This is a genomic window from Pseudomonas sp. TH37 (assembly GCF_016650735.1).
Taxonomy (GTDB): domain Bacteria; phylum Pseudomonadota; class Gammaproteobacteria; order Pseudomonadales; family Pseudomonadaceae; genus Aquipseudomonas; species Aquipseudomonas farris.
Genome location: NZ_JAEKFD010000012.1, coordinates 26,517 through 50,395, shown reverse-complemented (window position 1 = coordinate 50,395; position 23,879 = coordinate 26,517). Strand labels below are relative to the sequence as shown.

Here is a 23,879-nt window from a genome sequence, read left to right as displayed (position 1 = left end):
AACTCTACAGAATCTCAAAGTCCGAGAAGCGGCTTAATCTGCGAGTTTAATTTCAGCGCAGTCGTGGCGCTTCATACTCAACAGTGTCGGCTTGATTCGGCGTTTGGCAACCCTTGACCAGGGCATTGTCCTGATACCAAAGGAAATCGTTGCAGATGAGCTGGCCAGTGGCCGACTTTGTCCCATCATGCCCCAATGGCATGGGGTACCGATGAGCGCCTATGCCATCACTGAAACACGTCTGCTGCCCGCGAAGACACAACGCTTCATTGAGTTCTTGCAGAAGCGGTTGCGGTAAAGGCGACTCGGTCAGCGGGGTGGTATGTGGCGCGGGCTCCCCTATCACGGTGTGGGAGCCCGGCCCCAAGGTACAAGCCGATGTTGCGTTCAGTCTGGTTGAGCCTCCCCGAATTCCTCCAGGGCATCGAGCATGGCGCAATGGAAGTAGGCCCGTGATGCTCGGTCGCAGAGAATGTGGAATGCAGGGGTGTCAACGATTCCAGAGTAGATGATGATCACGTTGATCCGCGCCGCCGACGTTTGCGCCACCGCACCCGGGCTGAAGGCTTGCCGGCTCAGGTCGACGCCGCACAGCTTGGCCATGACCTGAGCAACGGAGCTACCGCTCAGCAAGAAGCAGGCATGGCTGTCCTGACGTGGCAGCAGGTAGTTGGCTCGGTGGTCGAGTTCCCAGCGTGCTTCTTCATCGGCGATCCGTTCGCCTTGATCGTCGGGGCTCCCCAGCAGCAGGTATTCGGTTTGCGACAGACGTGCCACCTGACTACCGTCAGTCTGGACGGTGGCCCGATTGGGGGCGTCCGGCAGTACGAAGCCGCGTGCCTTCAGGTAATCGGCGGTTTGTGTTCCGCGAAAACCGACCCGGGGCAGGTCGGTCAGATCCACCAGCGTGCAGGTTTGCGTGTGGGCAACCGGGCGTGGTCTGATCATCTCTTGTGGATTCAGACTGGACATGACTTAAAGCTCCTGCCGTTGGTTTTCAGGATCGAAGAAGGGTAATTGCACGACTGTGGCCTGAACCACGATCCCGCCCTCGACGCGGATCGGAATCTGTTGGCCCGGCGCACTCTGGTCGATGCCGGCGTAGGCCAGGCCGATGATCTTGCCCAGGGAGGCGGAATACTCGCAGGAGGTGACGTTGCCGCTGATGTCCGGGCCGTTAAGCACCAGATGGCCTTCCAGCGGTTGCAGGCTGCCTTTGGGCAGGCTGAAACCCACCAGTTTGCGTTTCAGTGGCTGGGCTTCGAGGATGTCCACCGAGCGGCGGCCGACGAAGAACGGCTTGGTGCGACTGACCGCCCAACCCATGTCGATTTCTGCCGGGTGGGTCATGCCGTCGGTGTCCTGGCTGATGATCACGTGGCCTTTTTCCAGGCGCAGCAGGCGCTGGGTTTCGACGCCAAAGGGACGGATGTCGTGTACTTTGCCAGCCTCAATCAGCGCATCCCAAAGCTTGAGTCCATGACGTGCCGAGACGTGGATTTCATAACCCAGCTCGCCGACAAAACCGACTCGCAACAGCCGTGCCTTGATGCCGGCCACGGTGCCTTGACGGACGCCCAGATAAGGGAAGGCTTCGGCGCTCAGATCGAGATCACTGCAGACTTTCTCAAGCACTTTGCGCGAGTCTGGCCCGGCGACGTTGACCGCGCAGATGGCTGCGGTGACGTTGGCGACGTCCACGTCCAGGCGCCATTGTGCATTCCACTTGAGCATCTGCTGATAGATCCGGTCGACGCCGCTGGTGGTGGCGGTGACGTAGAAATGGTTCTCGGCAAACCTCGCACAGACACCGTCGTCGATCACCACACCATGCTCATTGGTCATCAGCGCATAGCGAGAACGGCCGATCGGCTGTTTGAGGAAGGCAAAGGTGTACATCCGGTTAAGCAGCTCGGCGGCGTCCGGGCCGCGCAGGTCCAGGCCGCCGAGGGTCGAGACGTCGATGAGGCCGACCTTGTTGCGCACGTGCAAGGCTTCGGCTTGCATGCAGCGTTCGCGATCCTTGGCGTTGCCGTAGTAGGCCGGGCGTTGCCAGATTCCGGCGGGCATCATCTTCGCCCCGGCTTGCAGGTGTCGGGCATGCATCGGCGTTTGCCGGTACGGGTCGAACGCGCGCCCGGCAACATGCGCCAGCTTCTCCGCAACAAACGGCGGTCGCGCGGTGGTCACGCCGGTTTCACTGATATTGCGTTGTGTGGCCCAGGCCACCAACCGCGCGGTCGGCAGCGCCGAGTGACGACCCTGAGACGGGCCCATGCCGACGGTGGAGTAGCGCTTGACCAGTTGCACGTCGCGATAACCGATGCGGGTGGCGTTGACGATGTCGGCTACTTGCAAATCCTCGTCGAAGTCGACGAAGTCCTTGCCTTTGGGGTGCGGGAAGATTGGCCAATTAAAGTTGACCCGAGCCTCACCGCTGAATGGCGCGCGTTGCGTGCCGACTGTCAGACCCAGCGCGAGGGCGGCTTCGGCACCGGCATTCACACCATCGGCAATCACGTTATCCAGCTGGTGACGACCGTTGACCGAGCCGGCGACATTTAGATTCTTTGGCAGGCCGCTGAGAGTGAACTCGGCACGCTGATCGTCGTAGGCCAGTTTGCCGCCGGCCTGGCACAGCAGTTGATAGACGGGCATGTAACCGGCGGACATGCACAGTAAATCGCACTCCAGGTGTTGCCCGCTCTTGGCGACCTGGCCTTGTGCGGTGATCTTGCGCACGTCGACGCCGTTGATATGGCGCATGCCTTTCTCGTGCAGGGCTTCATAGACGGTGCTGTTGCTCTGATGGTAGATCTTGCGTTGCGCCAGTGCGCGCAGCAAGGATTCGTCCGAAGGACCATGGCGCAGGTCCACCACAGCGACGACCTCCACGCCCTGGTCATGCAGATCCAGCGCGGCGAGGTAACCGTCATCGTTGCCTGTCAGCACCACGGCGCGTTTACCGGGTTTGACCGCATACAGTTTCATCAGTCGTTGCGCGGCGCTGGTCAGCATCACGCCCGGCAGGTCGTTGTTGCGAAAGATCACCGGTTGATCGAAGGCCCCGCTGCACACCAGGCACTGGCGGGCGCGGACCTTGTACATTCGTTTGCCCTGAATCACCGGCAGGTAGTTGTCGGTGAACCAGGCGTTGCAAGTGGCTTCGGTCAGGATCTGGATATTGGCGTGTTGCTCTACCGCCGCGAGCAGTTCGCGGCGTAGGTTTTCAGCCCTGTTGCCTTCGATATCGAAGCGGGCATAGGTTAGCGAACCGCCGAGAACCGGTTGTTGCTCGATGAGCAACACCTTCGCCCCCGCGTTGCCTGCCGTCAGCGCCGCATGGAGCCCGGCGGGACCCGCGCCGATGACTGCCAGGTCGGTGAAAAGGTAGGCCTTGTCGTAGTACTCAGGCTGGAACTTCAGGTCGAGCACACCGAGGCCGGCCTTCTTGCGAATGATCGGTTCCCAGACTTTCCACATGCCTTTGGGCTTGTAGAAAGAACGGTAGTAGAAACCCACCGGCATGAATTTGGAGAACTTGCCCAGGTAGGCGTCACGATCATTGTCCAATGAGCCGTTGACGTTCTGCGCCGTCACCTGCAACCCGGCGGACAAGGTGTGGGCATCGGCCAGTACGTTCGGTTCTTCGGGCAGTTGCACCAGGCTGTTGGCGTCCTGGCCGGCCATGGTCAGCGGGCCACGCGGGCGATGGTATTTGAACGAACGGGAGATCAGGTAACGCCCGTTGGCCAGCAGGGCGCTGGCGATACTGTCGCCTTGCAAGCCTTGGTAGCGCTGGCCGTCGAAGCTGAAATCCAGTGGTTGATCACGGTTGATCAGCAAGCCCATGGGGGCGGGTAGGCGATTCATCCTGCGATCTCCTTGGCGGCGCTAAAGTCGACACGGACGGTGAACAGCTCTTTGGGATCGAAGGTCCGCAGGATTTCGTCGGTTACGGTGTGCCGCTCCGCCAGAAACCAGTAGCTGGATGGAGTGTGCATCCACCACTCGCGCACCACGCCGGCGAGGTTGTCGGTGTTGAACACGTAGTCGGCCCATTCGGCATCGCTGCAACTGACCGGGTCAGGCATTGGCTTGAATTCGCCGCCATAAGTGAACTCGCTGATATTGCGCGGCCCGTTGAGCGGGCAATTCATGATTTTCATAGTCCGCTCTCCGTCAGTGACTGGCCGCCGTGGCGCCCATTTCGTTGACTTGTTGGAAGGTCGAGAAACGTTCGAGGCCGAAAGGTTTGATCAGATCCGGCACCTTGCCGCCGCTGGCGACCAACTCGGCCATGGTCTTGCCGCAGATCGGCGTGGCCTTGAAACCCCAAGTGCCCCAGCCGGCGTCGAGGTAGTAATTCTTCACCGGCGACAGGCCCATGATCGGGCTGTAGTCCGGGGTCATGTCGGTGATGCCGGCCCATTGGCGCATCAGCTTGGCGTTGGCCAGGAACGGGAACATCTCGATGGCGTGGGCCAGCAAGCTTTCCTTCAAATCGAGCGTGGAACGAGTATTGAACAATGGGTAAGGATCGGAGCCGCCGCCAAACACCACCTCGCCACGACTGGTTTGCTGCACGTAACAGTGCAGGGCGGAGGAACTCACCAGCGGATCGAGAAACGGTTTGAACGGCTGGGTGACCATCGCTTGCAACGGGAAGGTCTGGATCGGCGAACGAATTCCGGCCTTGGCCATCAGCAACGAACTGTGCCCGGCAATCGCCTGCACCGCGCAACCGCACTTGATGGTGCCGCGGTTGGTCTTGACCGCGGTGATGGCGCCGTTCTCGACGATCAAGTCCTGGACTTCGGTGAGCTGATGGATTTCCACACCACGCTTGGCCGCCTGTTTGGCGTAGCCCCAGGCCACGGCGTCGTGGCGCGCGGTGGCGCCGTCGATGTGCCAGAGCCCGGCGATCACCGGCAAGTGGCCGGGATCGAGGTTGAGGCTGGGCACCAGTTCGCGGATCTGCTGGCGGTCGATCATCTCGGTACGACCACCAAAGTGTTTGTTGACCTCGGCTCGCTGCCGGAACGAACGCACCGTGGCGTCGGTGTGGGCCAGGGTCAACTGGCCACGCTCGGAGTACATGATGTTGAAATCGAATTCGTTGGACAGCGACTGGAACATCTGCACCGACTCGGCATAAAAACGTACGCCTTCACTGGTCAGGTAGTTGGAACGGATCACCGCGGTGTTGCGCGCGGTATTGCCGCCACCCAGGTAAGACTTTTCCAGCACCGCGATGTTGGTGATGCCGTGGTACTTGGCCAGGTAGTAAGCGGTGGCCAGGCCATGGCCGCCGGCACCGATGATCACTACGTCATAGCTCGATTTGAGTTCCTTCGGTGGCGGCAAATCCACTTCCACCGGGTACTCCGAACTCAGCCCGTATTTCAATAGATTGAATGGCATAGGGCCTCCGATTGGCTGCGTTGAGCCTGGTGTTGCGCAAGGGCTGCGGTCACGGTGTTCTTCATCAGAAAGGCGATGGTCATCGGCCCGACACCACCCGGTACCGGGGTGATCGCCGCGACGTGGGGCAGGGCGCTGTCGAAGTTGACGTCGCCCACCAGCCGGCTGCGGCCATCGTCTTCGATGCGGTTGATGCCGACGTCTATCACCACTGCGCCAGGCTTGAGCCAACTGGCGTCGATCAGTCTTGGGCGACCCACGGCGGCGATGACGATGTCTGCCTGCCGGCACAGGGCCTGCGGATCCGGGCTGCGCGAATGCAGGACGGTCACCGAGCAGTCGGCCTGCAGCAACAACGCTGCCATGGGTTTGCCGACGATATTCGAGCGGCCGATCACCACCGCATGCTTGCCGCGCAGATCGCCGCAGGTTTGTTCCAGCAAATACAAACAACCACTGGGGGTGCAGGGCGCGAGTACCGTGCGACCCTGGCTGAGGCCGCCGACGTTCTGACTGTGGAACCCATCTACGTCCTTGTCCGGTGCGATAGCCTCCAGTGCCCGTAATTCATCGATATGCGAAGGCAGCGGCAGCTGCAGAAGAATGCCGTGGATCGAGCGATCGGCATTCAGTCGGGCGATCAAGATGAGTAACTGTTCAGTGCTGGTGTCCGTGGACAGCCGATGTTCCAGCGAGCGGATACCCACCTCTTCGGCGCGCAGGATCTTGTTGCGCACGTAGACCTGGCTGGCCGGGTCGCTCCCCACCAGGATCACCGCCAGTGCCGGTTGAATGTCTTGCTCGCGCAGGTGCTCCACGTCCTCTCGGACCTGCACCAGGACGCGGGCGGCGGTGGCTTTGCCGTCGATCAGTTTGTGCGCGTTCACCGGAAGATCACCGTTCTGTCCTGGTTGAGGAAAACCCGGTGCTCCAGGTGGTATTTGACCGCCTTGGACAGGGCCACGGTTTCGGTGTCACGGCCGGTGGCGACCAGGTCGTCGGGCAGATAGACGTGATCGACACGCTGCACTTCCTGCTCAATGATCGGTCCCTCGTCGAGGTCGCTGGTGACGTAATGGGCGGTGGCGCCGATCAGTTTCACGCCACGCTGGTAGGCCTGGTGATAAGGCTTGGCGCCTTTGAAGCCGGGCAAGAACGAATGGTGAATGTTGATCGCCCGCCCCGAGAGTTGCTTGCACAGGTCATCGGAGAGGATTTGCATGTAGCGCGCCAACACCACCAGTTCGGTGCCGGTGTCGTCGACGATCTTCATCAGCTCGGCTTCCTGCCGGGCCTTCGTTTCCTTAGTCACCGGCAAGTAGATGAAGCGAATGCCCTCGCGTTCGGCCATGGGCCGCAGGTCGAGGTGGTTGGAGACGATGGCGGTGATGGTCATGTCCATCTCGCCCTTGTGGTAGCGGTAGAGCAGGTCGGTCAGGCAGTGGTCGAACTTGCTGACCATCAGCAGCACACGCATCGGCTCGCGGGTGTCGTGCAATTCCCAGGTCATCTCGAACGCCTTGGCGACGTCGGCGAAGCCGTCCTTGATCTGTTGAATGTCGCCCTGATGGCCGTCGTTGAAGCGGAACACCGCACGCATGAAAAAACGGCCGCTGAAGTCGTCGTCGAATTGCGCCATCTCCCCGATGTAGCAACTGTTGTCCGCCAGGTAGGTGGTGACGGCAGCGACGATGCCGGACACTGCGGGACAGGTGATCTTGATGATGAAATGGTTTTTTTCGTGTTGCATGACACGTCCTCGGGATGATGGCGGCAGCTCATCGCATAGCGAAAAAAGTGTCAGCGGACAGCAGGCTCATCCATGAGCGCGTTTTCTTGTGGGGAATAAATTATTCCTGTTGCTGGCTTTATAGGGGAATGGTCGCGCCGCGTCCAGATTTTTTGTGAAAGTTTTTTAACTGGCAGGAAACATCTAAGGCCGACGTCGGTCGGCCTCAGGCTAAGGGCATAAGGGGGAGTGGAGAGGGCGTTACTCTTTGTCGTTACCGTAATTCATTATCGACAGCAGGCGGATCGGCACTTGCACCAGTTGCTCGGGGCCGTGGGGAATTTCGCCTTCGAACGTCAGGCTGTCACCCGCTTCCATGCGGTACAGCTGATTGCCGTGACGATAAATCAGCTCGCCTTCCAGCAGGTGCAGGAATTCGGTGCCAGGGTGGGAGAAGGTCGGAAACTCCTCACTCGCGTCATCCATGCTGACCATGTAGGCCTCGAAGCTCTTCTTCGGCCCGCGGGTGTGGTTGAGCAGATGGTACGTATGACCTTTCTCGGTGCCGCGGCGCACCACTTCCATGCCCTGATCGGCCTTGACCAGCAGCGCGCTGCCATCTTGCTGGTCGTATTCGCTGAACAACTTCGACAGTGGCAGGCCGAGCACGTCGCACAGACGGCTCAGGGTATCTAGGCTGGTGGACACCTGGGCGTTTTCGATCTTGCTCAACATGCCTTGACTGATATCGGCAATCTTGGCCACGTCAGACAATTTCAGATCCTGAGCCTGGCGCTGGCGCTTGATCTGCAATCCCAGATATTGCTCAAGCTTGAGGCGCGGGGCGGTTTCGGTCGACATAGTCATCAGATCCTGCACAATTTCCGTTCAGTAATATTAGTTTCGCACTAGGAAAGTGCAAGTTTGCAGCGCTCGGTGCGCGTCCACCGGGCAGTATTCCCACAGGGAAAAGAATTTTCCCATATATACAGCACAAAAGCGCTTTTCTCGGCGCATCACTGTTGCACTCGCGAATCTGGCAAGGCACTTGCATTCCTATAGGGAAACTAACTTTCTTTTTAGGAATAAAAAGATGGTCAAGGCCAATCCAGAATGTTTTGCCTTTCGCGAGGAGTGACGAGCAATGTTGCCAGCAGAAACCCAGCGCATCATCGACAAGCACGGGATCAAGTACGTGCTTGCGCAGTTTGTGGATATTCACGGTGCGGCCAAGACCAAGTCGGTGCCGATCTGTGGGCTCAAGACCGTCGCTGAAGAAGGAGCGGGTTTTGCCGGGTTCGCGATCAGCGGCATGGGCATGGAGCCCCACGGACCGGACTTCATGGCTCGCGGCGACTTGTCCACCCTGACCCCGGTGCCCTGGCAGCCGGGTTACGGACGGGTGGTGTGCGTCGGCCACGTCGACGGCAAGCCGCATCCGTATGACAGCCGTTATGTGCTGCAGCAACAAGTGCAACGCCTGGAAGAAAAGGGCTGGACCCTCAACACCGGCTTGGAACCCGAGTTCAACCTGATGCGGCGCGACGAGCAGGGCAAGCTGCAATTGGTCGACCCCAGCGACAACCTCGATAAGCCTTGCTACGACTATAAAGGCTTGTCGCGCTCCCGCGTTTTCCTTGAGCGGCTGACCGAAGCCCTGCAGGCAGTGGATTTCGAGGTCTATCAAATCGACCACGAGGACGCCAACGGCCAGTTCGAGATCAACTACACCTACAGCGACGTCATGACCTCGGCGGATCGCTTCACCTTCTTCCGCATGGCTGCCGGCGAGATCGCGAACGACCTGGGCATGATCTGTTCGTTCATGCCCAAGCCTGACCCGAAACGCGCCGGCAACGGCATGCACTTTCACCTGTCGATCAGCAGCGCCGAGAACAAAAACCTGTTCCATGACGCTAGCGACCCAAGCGGCATGGGCCTGTCGAAACTGGCCTATCACTTCGCCGCGGGCCTGCTTGCCCATGGCCCGGCGCTGTGTGCCTTCGCCGCGCCGACGGTCAATTCCTACAAGCGTCTGGTGGTGGGCAATTCGTTGTCCGGTGCGACCTGGGCGCCAGCCTTCATTGCGTTCGGCGCCAACAACCGTTCGGCCATGGTGCGGGTGCCTTACGGGCGCCTCGAATTCCGTCTGCCGGACGCCGGTTGCAACCCCTATCTGGTCAGCGCCGCGATCATCGCTGCCGGCCTGGATGGCATCGATCGCCAGCTGGAAATCGACCACGTCTGTAATGAAAACCTCTACAGCCTGAGCCTCGAACAGATCGCCGCGCGGGGCATCAAGACCCTGCCGCAATCGCTCAAGGAAGCCTGTGACGCCCTGGAAGCCGACCCGCTGTTCGCCGAGGTGCTGGGCCCGCAGATCGTAGGCGAGTTCATCAAGCTCAAGCGTATGGAATGGGTGGAATACAGCCGCCACGTCTCCGACTGGGAGATCCAGCGCTACACCGAATTTTTCTGACTGTGTGCTTTGACAACCATTCGGGCACCCGGCACGGCGTCGGGTGTTCACTGCCTCCGAAGGAGACTTGATATGTGTGGAATCGTAGGTCTTTACCTGAAAAACCCGCAGCTGGAATCCCAGCTCGGCAAGCTCTTTGAACCGATGTTGCAGGCCATGACCGATCGTGGCCCGGACAGTGCCGGTTTCGCCATTTACGGCGATGAAGTGGCGGACGGCTGGGTCAAGCTGACCTTGCAGGCGACCACCGAAGGCTTCGACTGGAAAACCCTGATGGGCGAACTGGAAGGGCGCCTCGGCTGCTCGCTGGACTGGTTCCAGAACGCCAGCGCCGCCGTGCTCAAGATCCATGCCGCAGAGGCGCCGGTGCGTCTGGCCCTCGCGGAACTGGCACCGAGCCTGCGCATTATGAGCGCCGGGCAAAGCATCGAAATCCTCAAGGGCATGGGCTTGCCCCAGGAGATTTCCCAACGCTTCGGCCTGGCCGGCATGAAGGGCAGCCACATCATTGGTCACACCCGCATGGCCACTGAAAGCGCGGTGACCATGGAAGGCAGCCACCCGTTCTCCACTGGTGCCGACCTGTGCCTGGTGCACAACGGCTCGCTGTCCAACCACTTCCGCCTGCGCCAGGAACTCAAACGTGAAGGCATCCACTTCGAAACCGACAACGACACCGAAGTGGCCGCCGGCTACCTGACCTGGCGCCTGCAGCAAGGCGACTCGCTGAAAGAAGCGCTGGATCATTCGCTGGAGGATCTCGACGGTTTCTTCACCTTCGCCATCGGCACCCGCAACGGCTTTGCGGTGATCCGTGATCCGATCGCCTGCAAGCCGGCGATCCTCGCCGAGACCGACGACTACGTCGCCATGGCTTCCGAATATCAGGCGCTGTCGAGCCTGCCGGGGATCGAACACGCGAGGGTCTGGGAGCCGGCACCGGCGACGATGTACATCTGGGAACGCGAGTCAGCTTAAGGAGCGCACACATGAAAACCATCGATCTTTCCATTGCCACCGTGCGTGACCTCAATCAGGCGCTGCACGACCAGGTCAACAACGTTGAGGACCGCGAGTGGGTAGTCACTCACTCCAACGGCAAGCACAACCTCGCCGTTGGCGTGAATGAAGCCGTGTCCATCGATATCCAGGGTCACGCCGGTTACTACTGCGCGGGGATGAATCAAAAGGCCTCGATCACCGTCCACGGCAACGTCGGTGTCGGTTGCGCCGAGAACATGATGTCCGGCTACGTCCGGGTCAAAGGCAGCGCCTCTCAGGCGGCCGGTGCTACGGCCCATGGCGGGTTGCTGGTGATTGAAGGCGACGCTGGGGCGCGTTGCGGGATTTCCATGAAGGGCATCGACATCGTTGTCGGTGGCAGCATCGGCCACATGAGCTGCTTCATGGGGCAGGCCGGTCGCCTGGTGGTCTGCGGCGACGCCGGCGATGCGCTGGGCGATTCGTTGTATGAAACCCACATCTACGTGAAAGGGACCGTTGAGTCCCTGGGCTCGGATTGCATCGAGAAAGAGATGCGCGCCGAGCACCTGGAAGAGCTGCAAGGGCTGCTCGACCGCGCCGGTTTCGAGCACAAGGCGGCTGACTTCAAACGCTACGGTTCGGCCCGTCAGTTGTACAACTTCAAAGTCGATAACGCGTCCGCGTACTGATCCAGGAGCCATAACATGAGTGAGAAAACCCCTCCAGTGCTGCGCGAGTCAGCCACCTTCGACCGCCTGACCATCCAGGAAATCCAGCGTGCCGCGGAAACCGGCATCTACGATATTCGCGGTGGTGGCACCAAACGCAAACTGCCGCATTTCGATGACCTGCTGCTGCTCGGCGCCAGCGTTTCGCGCTACCCGCTGGAAGGTTATCGGGAGAAGTGCGGCACCGATGTAATCCTCGGCAACCGCTTCGCCAAGAAGCCGATTCACCTGAAGATTCCGGTGACCATCGCCGGCATGAGCTTCGGTGCTTTGTCGGCCAATGCCAAGGAAGCCCTGGGCCGTGGCGCGACCATCGCCGGCACCAGCACCACCACCGGTGACGGCGGCATGACCCCGGAAGAACGCGGCCAGTCGCAGCATTTGGTGTATCAGTATTTGCCGTCCCGCTATGGCATGAACCCGGACGATCTGCGCAAGGCCGACGCCATTGAAATCGTCCTGGGGCAGGGCGCCAAACCCGGTGGCGGCGGTATGTTGCTGGGCATGAAAGTCACCGAACGCGTGGCTGGTATGCGCACCTTGCCGATCGGTGTCGACCAGCGCAGCGCCTGCCGTCACCCTGACTGGACTGGCCCGGATGACCTGGCGATCAAGATTGCCGAGTTGCGGGAAATCACCGATTGGGAAAAACCGATCTACGTGAAGATCGGCGCCAGCCGGCCTTACTACGACGTCAAGTTGGCGGTAAAAGCCGGGGCTGACGTGATTGTGCTCGACGGCATGCAAGGCGGCACCGCAGCGACTCAGGAAGTGTTCATCGAACACGTCGGGATCCCGATTTTGTCGGCCATTCCGCAAGCGGTACAAGCTTTGCAGGAGATGGGCATGCATCGCAAGGTTCAGCTGATTGTTTCTGGAGGGATTCGCAACGGTGCCGACGTCGCCAAGGCGATGGCGCTGGGTGCGGATGCGGTGGCCATCGGGACTGCCGCGCTGATTGCCTTGGGCGATAACCATCCACGCCTGGACGAGGAACTGAAGAAAATCGGCTCGGCCGCCGGTTTCTACGATGACTGGCAGAACGGCCGCGACCCGGCCGGGATCACCACGCAGGACCCGGAGCTGTCCAAGCGCCTGGACCCGGTGGAAGGTGGTCGGCGTCTGGCCAACTACTTGCGCGTGTTGGTGCTGGAAGCCCAGACCATGGCCCGGGCTTGCGGCAAGTCGCACCTGCACAACCTCGATCCCGAGGATTTGGTGGCGCTGACGGTGGAGTCGGCTGCCATGGCGCGAGTGCCGCTGGCGGGAACCAGTTGGATTCCCGGTTCCGGTACCGGTTACTGACAAGCCCTGTGGCGAGCGAGCTTGCTCGCGCTGGGCTGCGAAGCGGCCCCAAGAATCTTTGCGAGTGCTACGCACTCGAGCGCGAGCAAGCTCGCTCGCCACAGTTATAAGCGGGTCTGAAAGACCGCGGCATGTACATTCAACGACCAAGAGGTCTCTCAAGAGGCCCGTGCACATTCACTTTGCTCGCTGCCAGACATCTACCATTCCTTTGCAGGAGCTTTGAACATGGTCAATCGTCTTCTCGGCAAATCCCTTCTGGTCTTATTGGCGGCCGGCGCACTCGCGCCGCTCGCCCAGGCGGCCGACGCCCCCACCTTGAACACCGGCAGCACCGCCTGGATGGTCACCGCCGCGGTGCTGGTACTGTTCATGTGTTTGCCGGGCCTCGCCTTGTTCTACGGCGGCCTGGTCCGCGCAAAAAACATGCTTTCGCTGTTCACCCAGTGCTTCGGCATCGCCGGCCTGGTCGGCGTGCTGTGGGTGATCTATGGCTACAGCATGGTGGTCGACAGCACCGGCATGGTCGAGGGGCAGGTGACGTTCAACAGTTTCGTCGGTGGTTTGAGCCGGGCCTTTCTGGCCGGCATGACCCCGGAGAGCCTGGTCGGAGACATCCCGGAAGGCGTGTTCGTGACCTTCCAGATGACCTTCGCGATCATTACCCCGGCGCTGATTGCCGGCGCATTCGCCGAGCGCATGAAGTTCTCGGCGGCGCTGTGGTTCATGGCGCTGTGGTTTACCTTGGTGTACGCCCCGGTGGCGCATATGGTTTGGGGTGGTTCGGGCGCTTTGATGCATAACTGGGGTGTACTCGATTTCGCGGGTGGCACCGCCGTGCACATCAATGCCGGCGTCGCCGCTTTGGCCGCGTGCCTGATTCTCGGCAAGCGCAAGGGCTATCAGAATACGCCTATGCCAGCCCACAACCTGAGCCTGACCATGGCCGGTGCGGCGATGCTCTGGGTTGGCTGGTTCGGCTTCAATATCGGTTCCGGCGGCGGTCTCAATGGCACCTCGGGCATTGTCATGCTCAACACCCAACTGGGGGCTTGCGCGGGGATTCTCGGCTGGATGTTCACCGAGTGGTTCAAGGTCGGCAAGCCGAGTGCTTTGGGCCTGGCCAGCGGTGCTTTGGCCGGTTTGGTTGGCATTACTCCGGCGTGTGCGTATGTGGGCGTCGGCGGCGCGTTGGCTATCGGTCTGCTGTGCGGGGTGTTCTGCTACTTGAGCGTCACGGTGCTGAAACGCCGCTTCGGGTATGACGACAGCCTCGACGTGTTTGGCTTGCACGGCATCGGCGGAATGATCGGCGCGGTGTTGACCGGCGTGTTCTGCGTGCCGTCCCTGGGTGGGTTGGTGGAAGGCGTGAGCATGGGCGCTCAGGTCGTGGCGCAGATCAAGGGCGTGTTGCTGACGACGGTGTACTGCTTCGTCATCAGCTGGATTATTCTCAAGGTGATCAATGCGGTGATCGGCTTGCGTGCCGACGAGTCGGTGGAGGAGATGGGGCTGGATCTGGCTGAACACAACGAGAGTGCCTACAATCACTGACCGTTACTATTGAACGACACGGCCCACCTTCGAGTGGGCCGTTTTCGTGGTGCTCAGCTCAACGCTGCTTCACTGATCGACTTTCGCTCGCGCGCCTCGGCGGCACGCTGCAATTGACTGGCGATCAGGGTGTTCTTCAGCAGATACGCAATGGTCATCGGCCCCACGCCTCCCGGTACCGGCGTGATCGCACGGGCAACGGTGCGCGCACTGGCGTAATCGACATCGCCTACCAGCCGATTGCCGGACTCACTGGCAATGCGATTGATGCCGACATCGATCACCACCGCCCCGGATTTGAGCCAGCTGGCGTCGATCATCTCAGGACGACCCACTGCCGCGACCACGATGTCCGCCAACCGGCACAACGCCGGTGCATCGACGCTGCGCGAGTGCACCACGCTGACCGAGCAGTTGGCCTGCAACAACAAGGTCGCCATGGGTTTGCCGACAATGTTCGAGCGGCCGATGACCACCGCGTGCAAGCCGCTCAAGTCACCGCAGGTTTCGTGCAGCAGACGCATGCAGCCACTGGGTGTGCAGGGTGTCAGGACTTCGCTACCGTGCACCAGACCGCCGACGTTTTCCCGATGAAAGCCGTCCACGTCCTTGATCGGATCAATGGCATGAATCACCGCTCCTTCGTCGATATGGGCCGGCAATGGCAGCTGCACCAGGATGCCGTTCACCGTGGAATCGGCATTCAGCTGCGCAATCAGTTCCAGCACTTGCGCCTGGCTGGCGGTTTCCGGCAGACGGTATTCAAGGGAGCGGATCTCGACTTCCTTGGCCCGCAGCAGCTTGTTGCGCACATAGACCTCGCTGGCCGGGTCTTCACCGACGAGCAGCACGGCCAGGGCGGGGTAAATCTGCTGTCCGGCCAGGACCAGAACCTCTTCTCGAACTTCGTCGAGAACCCGGGCAGAGATGGCTTTGCCGTCGATAACGCGGGCAAGTGCAGGGGTGGTGCTGATCAAAAGAGTCACCGTCGTCTTGATTGATAGGGTGGCGAAGTGATCATCGAGGCGTCGTCGCCCCGATGATCCTTCAGAGACCTGCAGGCAAGGGTATTCAGGCTACCAATTGATGGCAGCCGTACACCACAAGAACACCCGCGATCAGCGTGACGTAAGGCAACCAGCCAGCGCGTTTCTGACCGGCATCGGCCTGAACGTAGAGATCGTTAAGCATTGCTTCAGGGAAGCGCCCCTTGTCCTGCACGTAGTGGCGGTAGCAGAACACCGGAAGAATCAACAACGCCAGCAACAGGCCGGTCACCAGCGTACCGGCGCCCCAGATATCGGCGCCCAGCCCCATGCAGGCCAGGTTGACGAAACTCAGCACGCCACCGGCTGCCAGGAGCACGGTAGGGGCTTTGTACGGGCGTATCCAGCCGGGACGGTCCAGGCGATGGATCCAGCCGGCATTGAGATTGAGGAAGTTGAAGATGATGTAGCTGACGTTGGACGCGGCGAGCACGAAGACATAGTCGGACATCAGCAACAGCAGCAGGTTGAAAGACAGGTCGGTCCACATCGCGGCGGTGGGAGCGCCATGTTCATTGGTGCGGCCCAGGTACTTCGGCAGCCAGCCATCCACCGACGCCTGGTACAAGGTGCGCGACGAGCCGGACATCGAAGTCATGATCGCCAGCAGGGTGGCCAGGACCAGCATGATCAGCACGATGTTGGCGACCAGTTTGCCGCCGCCGATACTGTCCGCCATCACCTGGCCGACGCCCATGCCGCTGTAAATCGCGGGTGACAACAGACCGTTGTAGACCGCCGGTGTGACCAACGCGCCGCTGGCATCGAGCACCGCCGGAGTCACCAGCTGCCCGAGACCGAGGCTGCCCTGGAACGCCAGGGGCACCAGGGTGAACACCAGAATGCATAGCAGGCCGGCGTAGAAGATCGCCTTGAAAGTGTCACGCTTGGGGTCCTTGAATTCCCGGGTGTAGCACACGGCGGTTTCAAAGCCGTAAGTGGACCACGCGGCCATGAACAGGCCGCCGGCCATCAACGACCAGCCGGACATGTCCCAAGGCCCGTCGATCACTTGCCCGGCCGCATCATGGGCCAGCGGGTACAGGGGCAGGAAGTTGGCCTGGGCCGCTTCCCCGGTGAACAACGGCACCACGCCCACCAGCAACAAAGGAATCAGCGAGGTCACGCCGAGCACCAGAGTCAGACGCGCCGAGCGCAGAATGCCGCCATGCTGCACGGCGAACACCGTCAGCAGGATCAACAGACCGATGGCGAATGTCGCATTGATCCGTAGCGAAAGGCCGCTCTTGACCCAGCCCAGGTCAAGCAGGGTCAGTTGCCAGGTATTGATCAGCGCATCAGCGGGGAACAATGCGGTGAGAATGTAACCGGCCGCAAGCCCCGAGCCAATGGACAACACCGGGGACCAGGCCAGCCAGTTGCACCACACCGAAACCGGTGCGATCAGCTTGCTGTAGCGCACCCAGGCGACTGCACCGTAGACCGAGGCGCCACCGGATTTGTGTGGGAACAGCCCGGCGATTTCGGCATAGGTGAAGGCCTGGATGAAGCCGAACAGGATCGACACGATCCAGACGATCCAGGCCGGTTTGCCTACCGTGGCGGCAATCGCGCCGATAGAGAACAGCACCAGGGCGGGCACGCCACTGGCGACCCAGAAAGCCCCGCGCCAATCGATCTTGCGGTGCAGGCTGCCCACTGAGCTGGCGGCCTGTGGTACGGCCTCGAACGTAGTCGCTTCCATCTTCGTATTCCCATGTCTGAGTAGAGTGGTAGTGGGGCAGTCAAAGTCGGGTGGCGCACAGGCTCGTGTGATCGATCAACTGCGTACCCGGCTCTTGTCCGGGTCGTAGAAAATCGCTGCGGTGACCGTGGCGCTGATGCGCTTCTGCAGGCCATCGACTTTGCCGATCTCCAACGCTGTGCCGACGTCGGCGCAGGCCACGTCGACCCGGCACAGCGCGATATTGCTGGCCAGCAGCGGCGAACGGCAGGCACTGGTGATGACCCCGACCTGGGCCCGGCCGCGGTACACCGGGTCACCGTGGTGGGCGCCTTCGTTGCCACTCAGTTGCAGGCCCACCAGCTTGTGAGCGGGGTGGGCGCTGCGCCGCAACAGTGCATCGCGACCGATGAAATCGTCGGTTTTGCTTTTCATCGGCACAGAAAAGCCGATACCCGCCTCGAACGGATCGGTCTGGTCGCTGAACTCGTAACCGGCAAAAATCAGCCCGGCTTCGATGCGCAGCATGTCCAGCGCTTCCAGGCCCAACGGCACCAGGCCCAAGGGTTGGCCCAGCGCCCAGATTCGGTCCCAGACCCGCTCGGCATCCTCAGGCTGGCACCAGACTTCGTAGCCCAGCTCGCCGGTGTAGCCGGTGCGCGAGATCATCAGCGGGCAGCCGTCGTAGCCGTCCAGGCGGCCCACCAGGAACCGGAACCAGCCCAGGGTTTCGAGGTTCGGTTGGGTCGGTGGGGTCCAGACCATCTGTTTGAGCAGTTCACGACTCATTGGACCCTGGACGGCCAGGTTGTGAATCTGCTCGCTGGCGGACTTGACCCAGACCTTCATGCCGAGCTTTTGCGCCTGTTCGCGCAACCAGACTCCGGCGTAGTCTTCGCCGCAGATCCAGCGGAAATTGTCGGGGCCCAGGCGCAGCAAGGTGCCGTCGTCGAGCATGCCGCCGTGCTCGTGGCACATCGCCGAGTACACCACTTGACCGACCGCCAGGCGCCGCACATCCCGGGTCAGGCAGTACTGCAACAAGGCTTCCGCGTCGGGGCCGATGATTTCGAATTTACGCAAGGCGGTCAGGTCCATCACCGCGACGCGCTCGCGGCAACCGAAGTATTCCTCGACTGCGCCATAGCCGTCGTAGCGCAGCGGCAACCACCAATTGCGGTAATCGGTAAAGCTGCCGGTCAAGGCGCTGGTGCGTGAGTGGAACGCGGACTCACGGGTAAGAGTCGGGTCGGCATCGGCCGTGGTTCGAGTGCTCATGGCGATGGAAAAACGCTCCTTTTCGCTGTAGATGCGGACATGGATATCGGTCGGGTTCCAGCCGTTGGCCGGGTCGATGTCGTCCGGGCATGAGGTGCTGCCACACAGCAGATCGGTCATGGCCCGCAGCAGCACGTAATCGCCGGGACGCGACCAGGGCTCGTCCAGCGTCATCTGCTGGTGGGCGTCGATCCCGGTATTGAAAAATAAATTGATCGCCGGCCAGCCATTGCGGGCATTGACCCCATGAGGCACGAGCACTCGGCTGAGGTTGTCGCTGCAGTTGTCGTGCCCGAAGTAGCCATGGCTCTCGTAGTAGCGCGCGGCGCAGGCCAGGGCGAAGGAGTCGTGGCGGCCGACGGTGTCACGCACCACCTCCAGCATCGGTTGCATCTGCCGGTCGAAAAACTTTGAGAACAGTCCCGGTGCCGGGTAGGCGCTGCCGTTCAGGGTGCGGGTCACGGTCTGGTCCAGGTCCAGCTCCAGACCGCGATCCAGTGCCCGTCGATCGAAGGCGACGAAATCCGAGCATTGGCGGCCGGCGACGTCCAGCACCTGCACGTACTGCCCTTTGCCGACGGTGTAACTGTGGGCGGTGCCGGCGCTAATGGTGAATTCGTCAATTAACTCGCCCAACGGTTCGGGCAACACCGGGAGCAGCAGCGGCGAAGGATTGGCCCGTGTCATCCACAACCTCAGTTCGCTGGGCCGATACTGGCGGTCGACGGCCGTTGGCCCGGCGGGTGCAGCGACGATCACCAGCAGTTCATCGCTGGCGACAAAGTGGCGACTGAAGTCGGCAGGGCTGTCCTCGTCCCAGAGTGAAGCCGCGTTGGGCAGGTGGTACGGATCAATGCCGCGTCGGCTCAAAGCCTGGTTGATACGCCGAGCCTGCAAAGTCGGTTCGGCGAGCCGTGCGCCGATAAACCCGCAGGCCGTCGAACCGCTCAGTGCCCAGGCTGCCAGGGCGCTGCGACCGAGCATATCCACGGCCAGCAATTCGCAAGGTTGCCGGCCTTCAAGGTCGATCACTTGCAGGCTGTCGCCGGGCTGCAGCGCGACAAGGGTCAGGCCGCCGGCGGCCACCCGATAGCGCTCCAGGGCCGGGGCCCGGGCAAAGAGACTGGGCTCCCGCGGGCGGGAAACACGAGGTGCGTTCATGGTGAGGCTCCCGGGTCAACCGATCGACTTGACGGACATCGGCGGTTCAGCGAGGTACGCCGCCATGGAGTCGTCAAGGGCATGCAGCCAAGGTGTGTGGTGGGGGGGCGACTGGGTGCCGGTCATCAGCGATCGGTAGGACTTGTCGCGGTACCCCATGATGTTGTGGGCCTTGTCGTGCTTCCAGTGCAGGAAGGTGTCGTTGACCGCGGCGATATCGAAGTTCGGGTAGTCGGTGGCGTCCACCAGTTGCTGGATATAGGCACCCTGGTATTCGAACATCTGCTGGTTGGTTTCAAGTTGCTGTTCACGGGCATGCCATTCCTGACTATCGGCGGCCCTTTGTGCCTGGTCGGGTAGGGCGATGCGTTGCAGGATCACGTCGCGGGCGTACCAGGCCTGGGCGTCGAACATGTTGAACGAGTACCACTGGTCTTGCATGCCGAGGTAGATCAGTTGTGGGTTTGGCTCCCAGAAAATGCCCTTGTACAGGTTCATCGGCCATAGCCGGTTGTCGGTCTTGAGGCACAGTTCGTCCGGCAGGAAGGGGAAGTGATGTTTGTAGCCGGTGCACAGGATCACCGCATCAATGTGCTTGTGGGTGCCGTCGATAAAGTACGCGCGGTTTTTTTCCAGGCGCTGCAACAGCGGTTTTTCTTCCCAGTTGGCGGGCCAGTCATAGCCCATGGGCGCGGTGCGGTAGCAGCTGGTGATGCTGCGAGCGCCGTACTTGTAGCACTGTGAACCGATGTCTTCGGCGGAATAGCTGCTGCCGACGATCAGCAGATCCTTGCCCTTGAACTCCAGCGCCTCGCGGAAATCATGGGCGTGCAGGATGCGCCCGCCGAACTGCTCGAATCCGGGGAAGTACGGCATCTTCGGCGTCGAAAAGTGCCCGCAGGCGTTGATCACATAGTCGAATTCTTCCGAGGTCTGGGTATCGCTGCCGTGGTTGTGGGCGACCACCGTGAAGCGGCGAGTCTCTTCGTCAAAGGTGACCTGGCGCACCACGTTGTTGAAACGGATGTAGTCGCGAACCCCGGCTTTTTCGACGCGGCCCTTGATGTAGTCCCAGAGCACTTCCCGTGGTGGGTAGGAGCCGATGGGGCGGCCAAAATGTTCTTCGAAGGTGTAGTCGGCGAACTCCAGGCATTCCTTCGGGCCGTTCGACCACAAATAGCGGTACATGCTGCCATGCACCGGTTCGCCGTTTTCATCCAGGCCGGTGCGCCAGGTGTAATTCCACATGCCACCCCAGTCTTGCTGTTTTTCATAGCAGACCAGTTCCGGGATGGGCGTTCCCTGGTCCCTGGCCGATTGAAATGCCCGCAGTTGAGCCATGCCGCAAGGGCCGGCGCCGATGATTGCAACGCGTGTGGTCATGGTCGTTTCTCGTGGCTGTGAATCGGAAAAAGGGCTCGCTCAGCGAAAAATCACCGTCTTGTCCTGGTTGATGAACACCCGGTGTTCCAGGTGGTATTTCAGGGCTTTGGAAAGCGCTACGGTTTCGGTGTCGCGGCCGATGGCAACCAGCGAGTCGGGCAGGTGGGTATGGTCGACCCGCTGGATTTCCTGCTCGATGATTGGCCCCTCGTCGAGATCGCTGGTGACGTAGTGGGCAGTGGCGCCGATCAGCTTCACGCCACGGTCGTAGGCCTGGTGATAGGGCTTGGCGCCCTTGAAACCGGGCAGGAACGAGTGATGGATGTTGATGGCCCGGCCGGACAGCTGCTGGCACAGGCCATCGGACAGAATCTGCATGTAGCGGGCGAGCACCACCAGATCGGTCTGAGTGTCCTCGACGATGCGCATCAACTCGGCTTCCTGGCTGGCCTTGCTGTCCTTGGTGATCGGCAGGTAGATGAAGCGAATGCCTTCGCGTTCGGCCATGGCTCGCAGGTCCAGGTGGTTGGAGACCACTGCGGTGATGTGCATGTCCATCTCGCCTTTGCGGTGGCGGTACAGCAGGTCAGTCAGGCAATGGTCGAACTTGCTGACCATCAGCAGCACCCGGGTCGGCTGACTGCTGCAGAACAGCTGCCACCGCATGTCGAAGCCGCCGGCCAGGTCGCCCAAGTCCTCGCGCAGGGCACCGATATCGCCGGTCACGCCGGTGTTGAAACGAAAGACCGCGCGCATGAAAAACTGCCCGGTGAACTCGTCGTCGAATTGCGCCAGCTCGCTGATGTAACACTGCTGTCCGGCCAGGCAGGTGGTGATCGCGGCCACGATGCCGGACGCTGCGGGGCAATTGATCTTGAGAATGTAATGTTCGTTGGAAGTATCCATCGAAGGTCCCTTGGATAAAGTGGTTGGAGGCTCAGCCCTTGGCCGTGCGCTTGGTTTTTTCCGGGTCGTCGAAGGGCAGGGCATGGGTCACAGCGGCGCTTTCCTGGCTGCCGCGCACCTGCAGGGCAATGCCTGGATTCGAGCAGGCGACGCTCATCCGGGCGATGGCCATGGAGCGCTTGCTCAGGCGCGAATACATGCCGCAGGTGATCACTCCGACTTGCTGGTTGCCTTGCCACAGGGTGTCGCCGGCCTCCGCGACGCGGACGCCTTCGAGCAATACGCCGGTGATCTTGAAGCGCTCCTGACCGCGCAACCGAAAGTGCTCTTCGGCGCCACGGAATTCGCGTTTGTCCGGGGACACGGTGAAATCCAGGCCCATTTCCCACAGGGTGTCGCCAGCCTTCTGATCGGCGAAGGGGTACATCTGCGAGTTGTCGTAGGGGAAAAACATCAGCGAGCTTTCCACCCGCAACCAGTCCAGCGCGGTGAAGGCGCAAGGGATGATGCCCAGGCCCGCGCCTTGTTCAAGGATGCTGTCCCACAGCGCCGGGGCATCGGCGGCCTTGCAGAAGATCTCGTAGCCGCGCTCGCCGGTGTAACCGGTGCGAGAGATCATCACCGGGCGGTCGAACAGGCGGGTTTGCAGGTGATGGAAGTAAGGCAGTTGACGGATTCCGGGCACATGCTCGGCGAGAAAGTCCACCGCCAGCGGTCCTTGTAGCGAGAGGTCGTGCAGGTCGTCATCGAACAGCACCGCCACTTGCCGGCCCTGGGATGAGCGCACCAGCATTTCGTGGCCGCTGCCGGCACCGTGCACCACCATGAAGGCGTTGGGTCCGGTGCGGTAGACGATGCAGTCATCGACGAATTTGCCTTCCTCGTCGAGCATCGAGGCGTACACCGACTTGCCGGGGTAGAGCTTGGCGATGTCGCGGGTGGTCGCCCATTGCAGCAGGCTCTCGGCGTGGGGGCCGACGTAGTGGACTTTTTTCAGCCCGGACACGTCCATCAGCCCGGCCCGTGTGCGGATCGCCTGATGGTGATCGGCCAGGTCGCTGTCGTAGGTCCAGGCAGTGCCCATGCCGTTCCAGTCTTCGAGGTTCGAGCCGAGTGCGCGGTGCCGTTCGGCCAGCGCAGAAATACGCCATGAATGCGTCATGTGAAGATCCTTGTCGGGGGAAAGTGGGTAGGGGTCAGGCTTGCGGATCGAAGCGGCTCAGCCACTCGACCAGGGTCTGTCGGTAACGGCTCATACCCTTGTAGTCGGCGATCGGCTCGGGCAGGTCGCGCAGCACACGGTGCAGGCGGCAGCCCCAGCCGGGCTGGGTGATCAGTTCCTGCATGCTGATCAGGTAGGTGCGGATGCTGAACATCACCGCGTTGCTGCGCGGCAGACGGGCCATCACTTGCAACTCGACCCGCAGGTGAACCTGTTGCCCGACGTTCTCGGCGGTGATGCGGCCGCGGTCGGCGCCCCATTCATGGAAAGTCTCGGGGGAGGAGTTCAGGCGTGGATTGATCGTCAGTGTCCAGTTCAGACGCCGCACCGGCTGGCCCGTTTGCAAGTTGAGCAGGTACTTCAGCGCGCGGTCGAAGATGCCCATCTGATGGGCCATGGGTACCGGCGAATGCCACTGCTTGAAACTCATGCCGGCGTCAAAGGCCAGGGACCAGTCGGCTGGGCTGGTGACCAGGCCTGCATCCATGTACAGATCGCCGTCGCGTTGATCGAGCAGGGCGAAATCCCCCTGCACCTGTCGGCCAATGAACTCCAGCGGTTCGCAAGGCAGGGTCGCGGCATCACCGAACACAAAGTGCTGATCGATATTCAGCAGCGTGTTGCGCCAATGCCAGCGATCACCGTCACGCGCAAGTGAGAACCACTGCGGATAATCAGTGGCGAGGTGTTCCATGATCATCTGCAGCGCATCCCAGGCCGCCACTTGCATGTGCGGCATCACCAGGTAGCGGCGCGGATCCTTGTCCAGCACCAAGGCGCGTTCGGCCATTTCCGAGCGGTAGTGTTCGTCGATGTCGAACCCGTGCTGGTAAATCGAGCCGGGATCCCGGGAGGTCGCCGGTTCGATGTTCACCGAATACAGGTAGCTGTCCTCGGTGAAGGGGAAGGGAAAACGACGGATGGCGGCGGGGCTGTTGCGAAAGCTGAAATCGTCTCGATAGCTCTGCACAGGGCTTGATTGAATGGTCATGGTCG

19 protein-coding genes and 1 pseudogene are annotated in these 23,879 nt (G+C 61.2%); 6 read left to right on the top strand and 14 right to left on the bottom strand.

The window, feature by feature from the left end; translation table 11 throughout:
* Nucleotides 1-67: 67 nt before the first annotated feature.
* Nucleotides 68-298: pseudogene (locus JFU11_RS24725) on the top strand (LysR substrate-binding domain-containing protein); the annotation flags it as partial.
* An 89-nt stretch (nucleotides 299-387) separates the two neighbouring features.
* On the opposite strand, the gene JFU11_RS24720 reads toward JFU11_RS24725, so the two are convergent.
* From JFU11_RS24720 to JFU11_RS24690, 7 genes are all read right to left on the bottom strand, one after another.
* Complete coding sequence (locus tag JFU11_RS24720) at nucleotides 388-972, bottom strand: sarcosine oxidase (protein ID WP_201062397.1); 585 nt, start codon at nucleotides 970-972, stop codon at nucleotides 388-390.
* Between the two features lie 3 nt (nucleotides 973-975).
* The gene (locus tag JFU11_RS24715) at nucleotides 976-3,873 is read right to left on the bottom strand and encodes a 2Fe-2S iron-sulfur cluster-binding protein (RefSeq protein ID WP_201062396.1); all 2,898 of its coding nucleotides are present in this window, start codon (nucleotides 3,871-3,873) and stop codon (nucleotides 976-978) included.
* Nucleotides 3,870-4,169, bottom strand: a complete 300-nt coding sequence (locus tag JFU11_RS24710; RefSeq protein WP_201062395.1) for a sarcosine oxidase subunit delta — start codon at nucleotides 4,167-4,169, stop codon at nucleotides 3,870-3,872. The genes JFU11_RS24715 and JFU11_RS24710 overlap by 4 nt, the downstream gene beginning before the upstream one ends.
* 13 nt (nucleotides 4,170-4,182) lie before the next feature.
* Nucleotides 4,183-5,424, bottom strand: a complete 1,242-nt coding sequence (locus JFU11_RS24705; RefSeq protein WP_201062394.1) for an FAD-dependent oxidoreductase — start codon at nucleotides 5,422-5,424, stop codon at nucleotides 4,183-4,185.
* Complete coding sequence (gene folD / locus JFU11_RS24700) at nucleotides 5,406-6,311, bottom strand: bifunctional methylenetetrahydrofolate dehydrogenase/methenyltetrahydrofolate cyclohydrolase FolD (protein WP_201062393.1); 906 nt, start codon at nucleotides 6,309-6,311, stop codon at nucleotides 5,406-5,408. Before folD (JFU11_RS24700) ends, JFU11_RS24705 begins: the two co-directional genes overlap by 19 nt.
* Nucleotides 6,308-7,174, bottom strand: a complete 867-nt coding sequence (gene purU, locus JFU11_RS24695; RefSeq protein ID WP_123366043.1) for a formyltetrahydrofolate deformylase — start codon at nucleotides 7,172-7,174, stop codon at nucleotides 6,308-6,310. Before purU (JFU11_RS24695) ends, folD (JFU11_RS24700) begins: the two co-directional genes overlap by 4 nt.
* A gap of 240 nt (nucleotides 7,175-7,414) precedes the next feature.
* Nucleotides 7,415-8,014, bottom strand: coding sequence for a helix-turn-helix domain-containing protein (locus JFU11_RS24690; RefSeq protein WP_003200568.1), 600 nt, complete (start codon nucleotides 8,012-8,014; stop codon nucleotides 7,415-7,417).
* 283 nt (nucleotides 8,015-8,297) lie between these two features.
* On the opposite strand from JFU11_RS24690, the gene glnT reads away from it, so the two are divergent.
* The 5 genes from glnT (at nucleotide 8,298) to JFU11_RS24665 (ending at nucleotide 14,203) form a co-directional block, all read left to right on the top strand.
* Nucleotides 8,298-9,632, top strand: a complete 1,335-nt coding sequence (glnT, locus tag JFU11_RS24685; protein WP_201062392.1) for a type III glutamate--ammonia ligase — start codon at nucleotides 8,298-8,300, stop codon at nucleotides 9,630-9,632.
* 72 nt (nucleotides 9,633-9,704) lie between these two features.
* Nucleotides 9,705-10,610, top strand: a complete 906-nt coding sequence (locus JFU11_RS24680; protein WP_201062391.1) for a glutamine amidotransferase family protein — start codon at nucleotides 9,705-9,707, stop codon at nucleotides 10,608-10,610.
* An 11-nt stretch (nucleotides 10,611-10,621) separates the two neighbouring features.
* Nucleotides 10,622-11,305, top strand: a complete 684-nt coding sequence (locus tag JFU11_RS24675; RefSeq protein WP_201062390.1) for a protein glxC — start codon at nucleotides 10,622-10,624, stop codon at nucleotides 11,303-11,305.
* Nucleotides 11,306-11,320: 15 nt separating this feature from the next.
* Nucleotides 11,321-12,649, top strand: a complete 1,329-nt coding sequence (locus JFU11_RS24670; RefSeq protein ID WP_201062389.1) for an FMN-binding glutamate synthase family protein — start codon at nucleotides 11,321-11,323, stop codon at nucleotides 12,647-12,649.
* 228 nt (nucleotides 12,650-12,877) lie between these two features.
* A complete protein-coding gene (locus JFU11_RS24665; RefSeq protein ID WP_201062388.1) occupies nucleotides 12,878-14,203 on the top strand; it encodes an ammonium transporter in 1,326 nt (441 codons plus the stop codon).
* 53 nt (nucleotides 14,204-14,256) lie between these two features.
* On the opposite strand, the gene folD (JFU11_RS24660) is transcribed toward JFU11_RS24665, so the two are convergent.
* From folD (JFU11_RS24660) to JFU11_RS24630, 7 genes are all read right to left on the bottom strand, one after another.
* Nucleotides 14,257-15,180: a bifunctional methylenetetrahydrofolate dehydrogenase/methenyltetrahydrofolate cyclohydrolase FolD gene (folD, locus tag JFU11_RS24660; protein ID WP_201121393.1), complete on the bottom strand. Its 924-nt coding sequence runs from the start codon at nucleotides 15,178-15,180 to the stop codon at nucleotides 14,257-14,259.
* A gap of 94 nt (nucleotides 15,181-15,274) precedes the next feature.
* A complete protein-coding gene (locus JFU11_RS24655; protein WP_201062387.1) occupies nucleotides 15,275-16,954 on the bottom strand; it encodes an APC family permease in 1,680 nt (559 codons plus the stop codon).
* A gap of 75 nt (nucleotides 16,955-17,029) precedes the next feature.
* Nucleotides 17,030-19,372: an aminomethyltransferase family protein gene (locus JFU11_RS24650; RefSeq protein WP_201062386.1), complete on the bottom strand. Its 2,343-nt coding sequence runs from the start codon at nucleotides 19,370-19,372 to the stop codon at nucleotides 17,030-17,032.
* Between the two features lie 15 nt (nucleotides 19,373-19,387).
* Nucleotides 19,388-20,755, bottom strand: coding sequence for an NAD(P)/FAD-dependent oxidoreductase (locus JFU11_RS24645; RefSeq protein ID WP_201062385.1), 1,368 nt, complete (start codon nucleotides 20,753-20,755; stop codon nucleotides 19,388-19,390).
* Nucleotides 20,756-20,794: 39 nt separating this feature from the next.
* Nucleotides 20,795-21,661, bottom strand: a complete 867-nt coding sequence (gene purU / locus JFU11_RS24640) for a formyltetrahydrofolate deformylase (RefSeq protein WP_201062384.1) — start codon at nucleotides 21,659-21,661, stop codon at nucleotides 20,795-20,797.
* 31 nt (nucleotides 21,662-21,692) lie between these two features.
* Nucleotides 21,693-22,823: an aminomethyltransferase family protein gene (locus JFU11_RS24635; protein ID WP_201062383.1), complete on the bottom strand. Its 1,131-nt coding sequence runs from the start codon at nucleotides 22,821-22,823 to the stop codon at nucleotides 21,693-21,695.
* A gap of 34 nt (nucleotides 22,824-22,857) precedes the next feature.
* Nucleotides 22,858-23,874, bottom strand: a complete 1,017-nt coding sequence (locus JFU11_RS24630) for a DUF3445 domain-containing protein (RefSeq protein ID WP_201062382.1) — start codon at nucleotides 23,872-23,874, stop codon at nucleotides 22,858-22,860.
* Nucleotides 23,875-23,879: the final 5 nt, after the last annotated feature.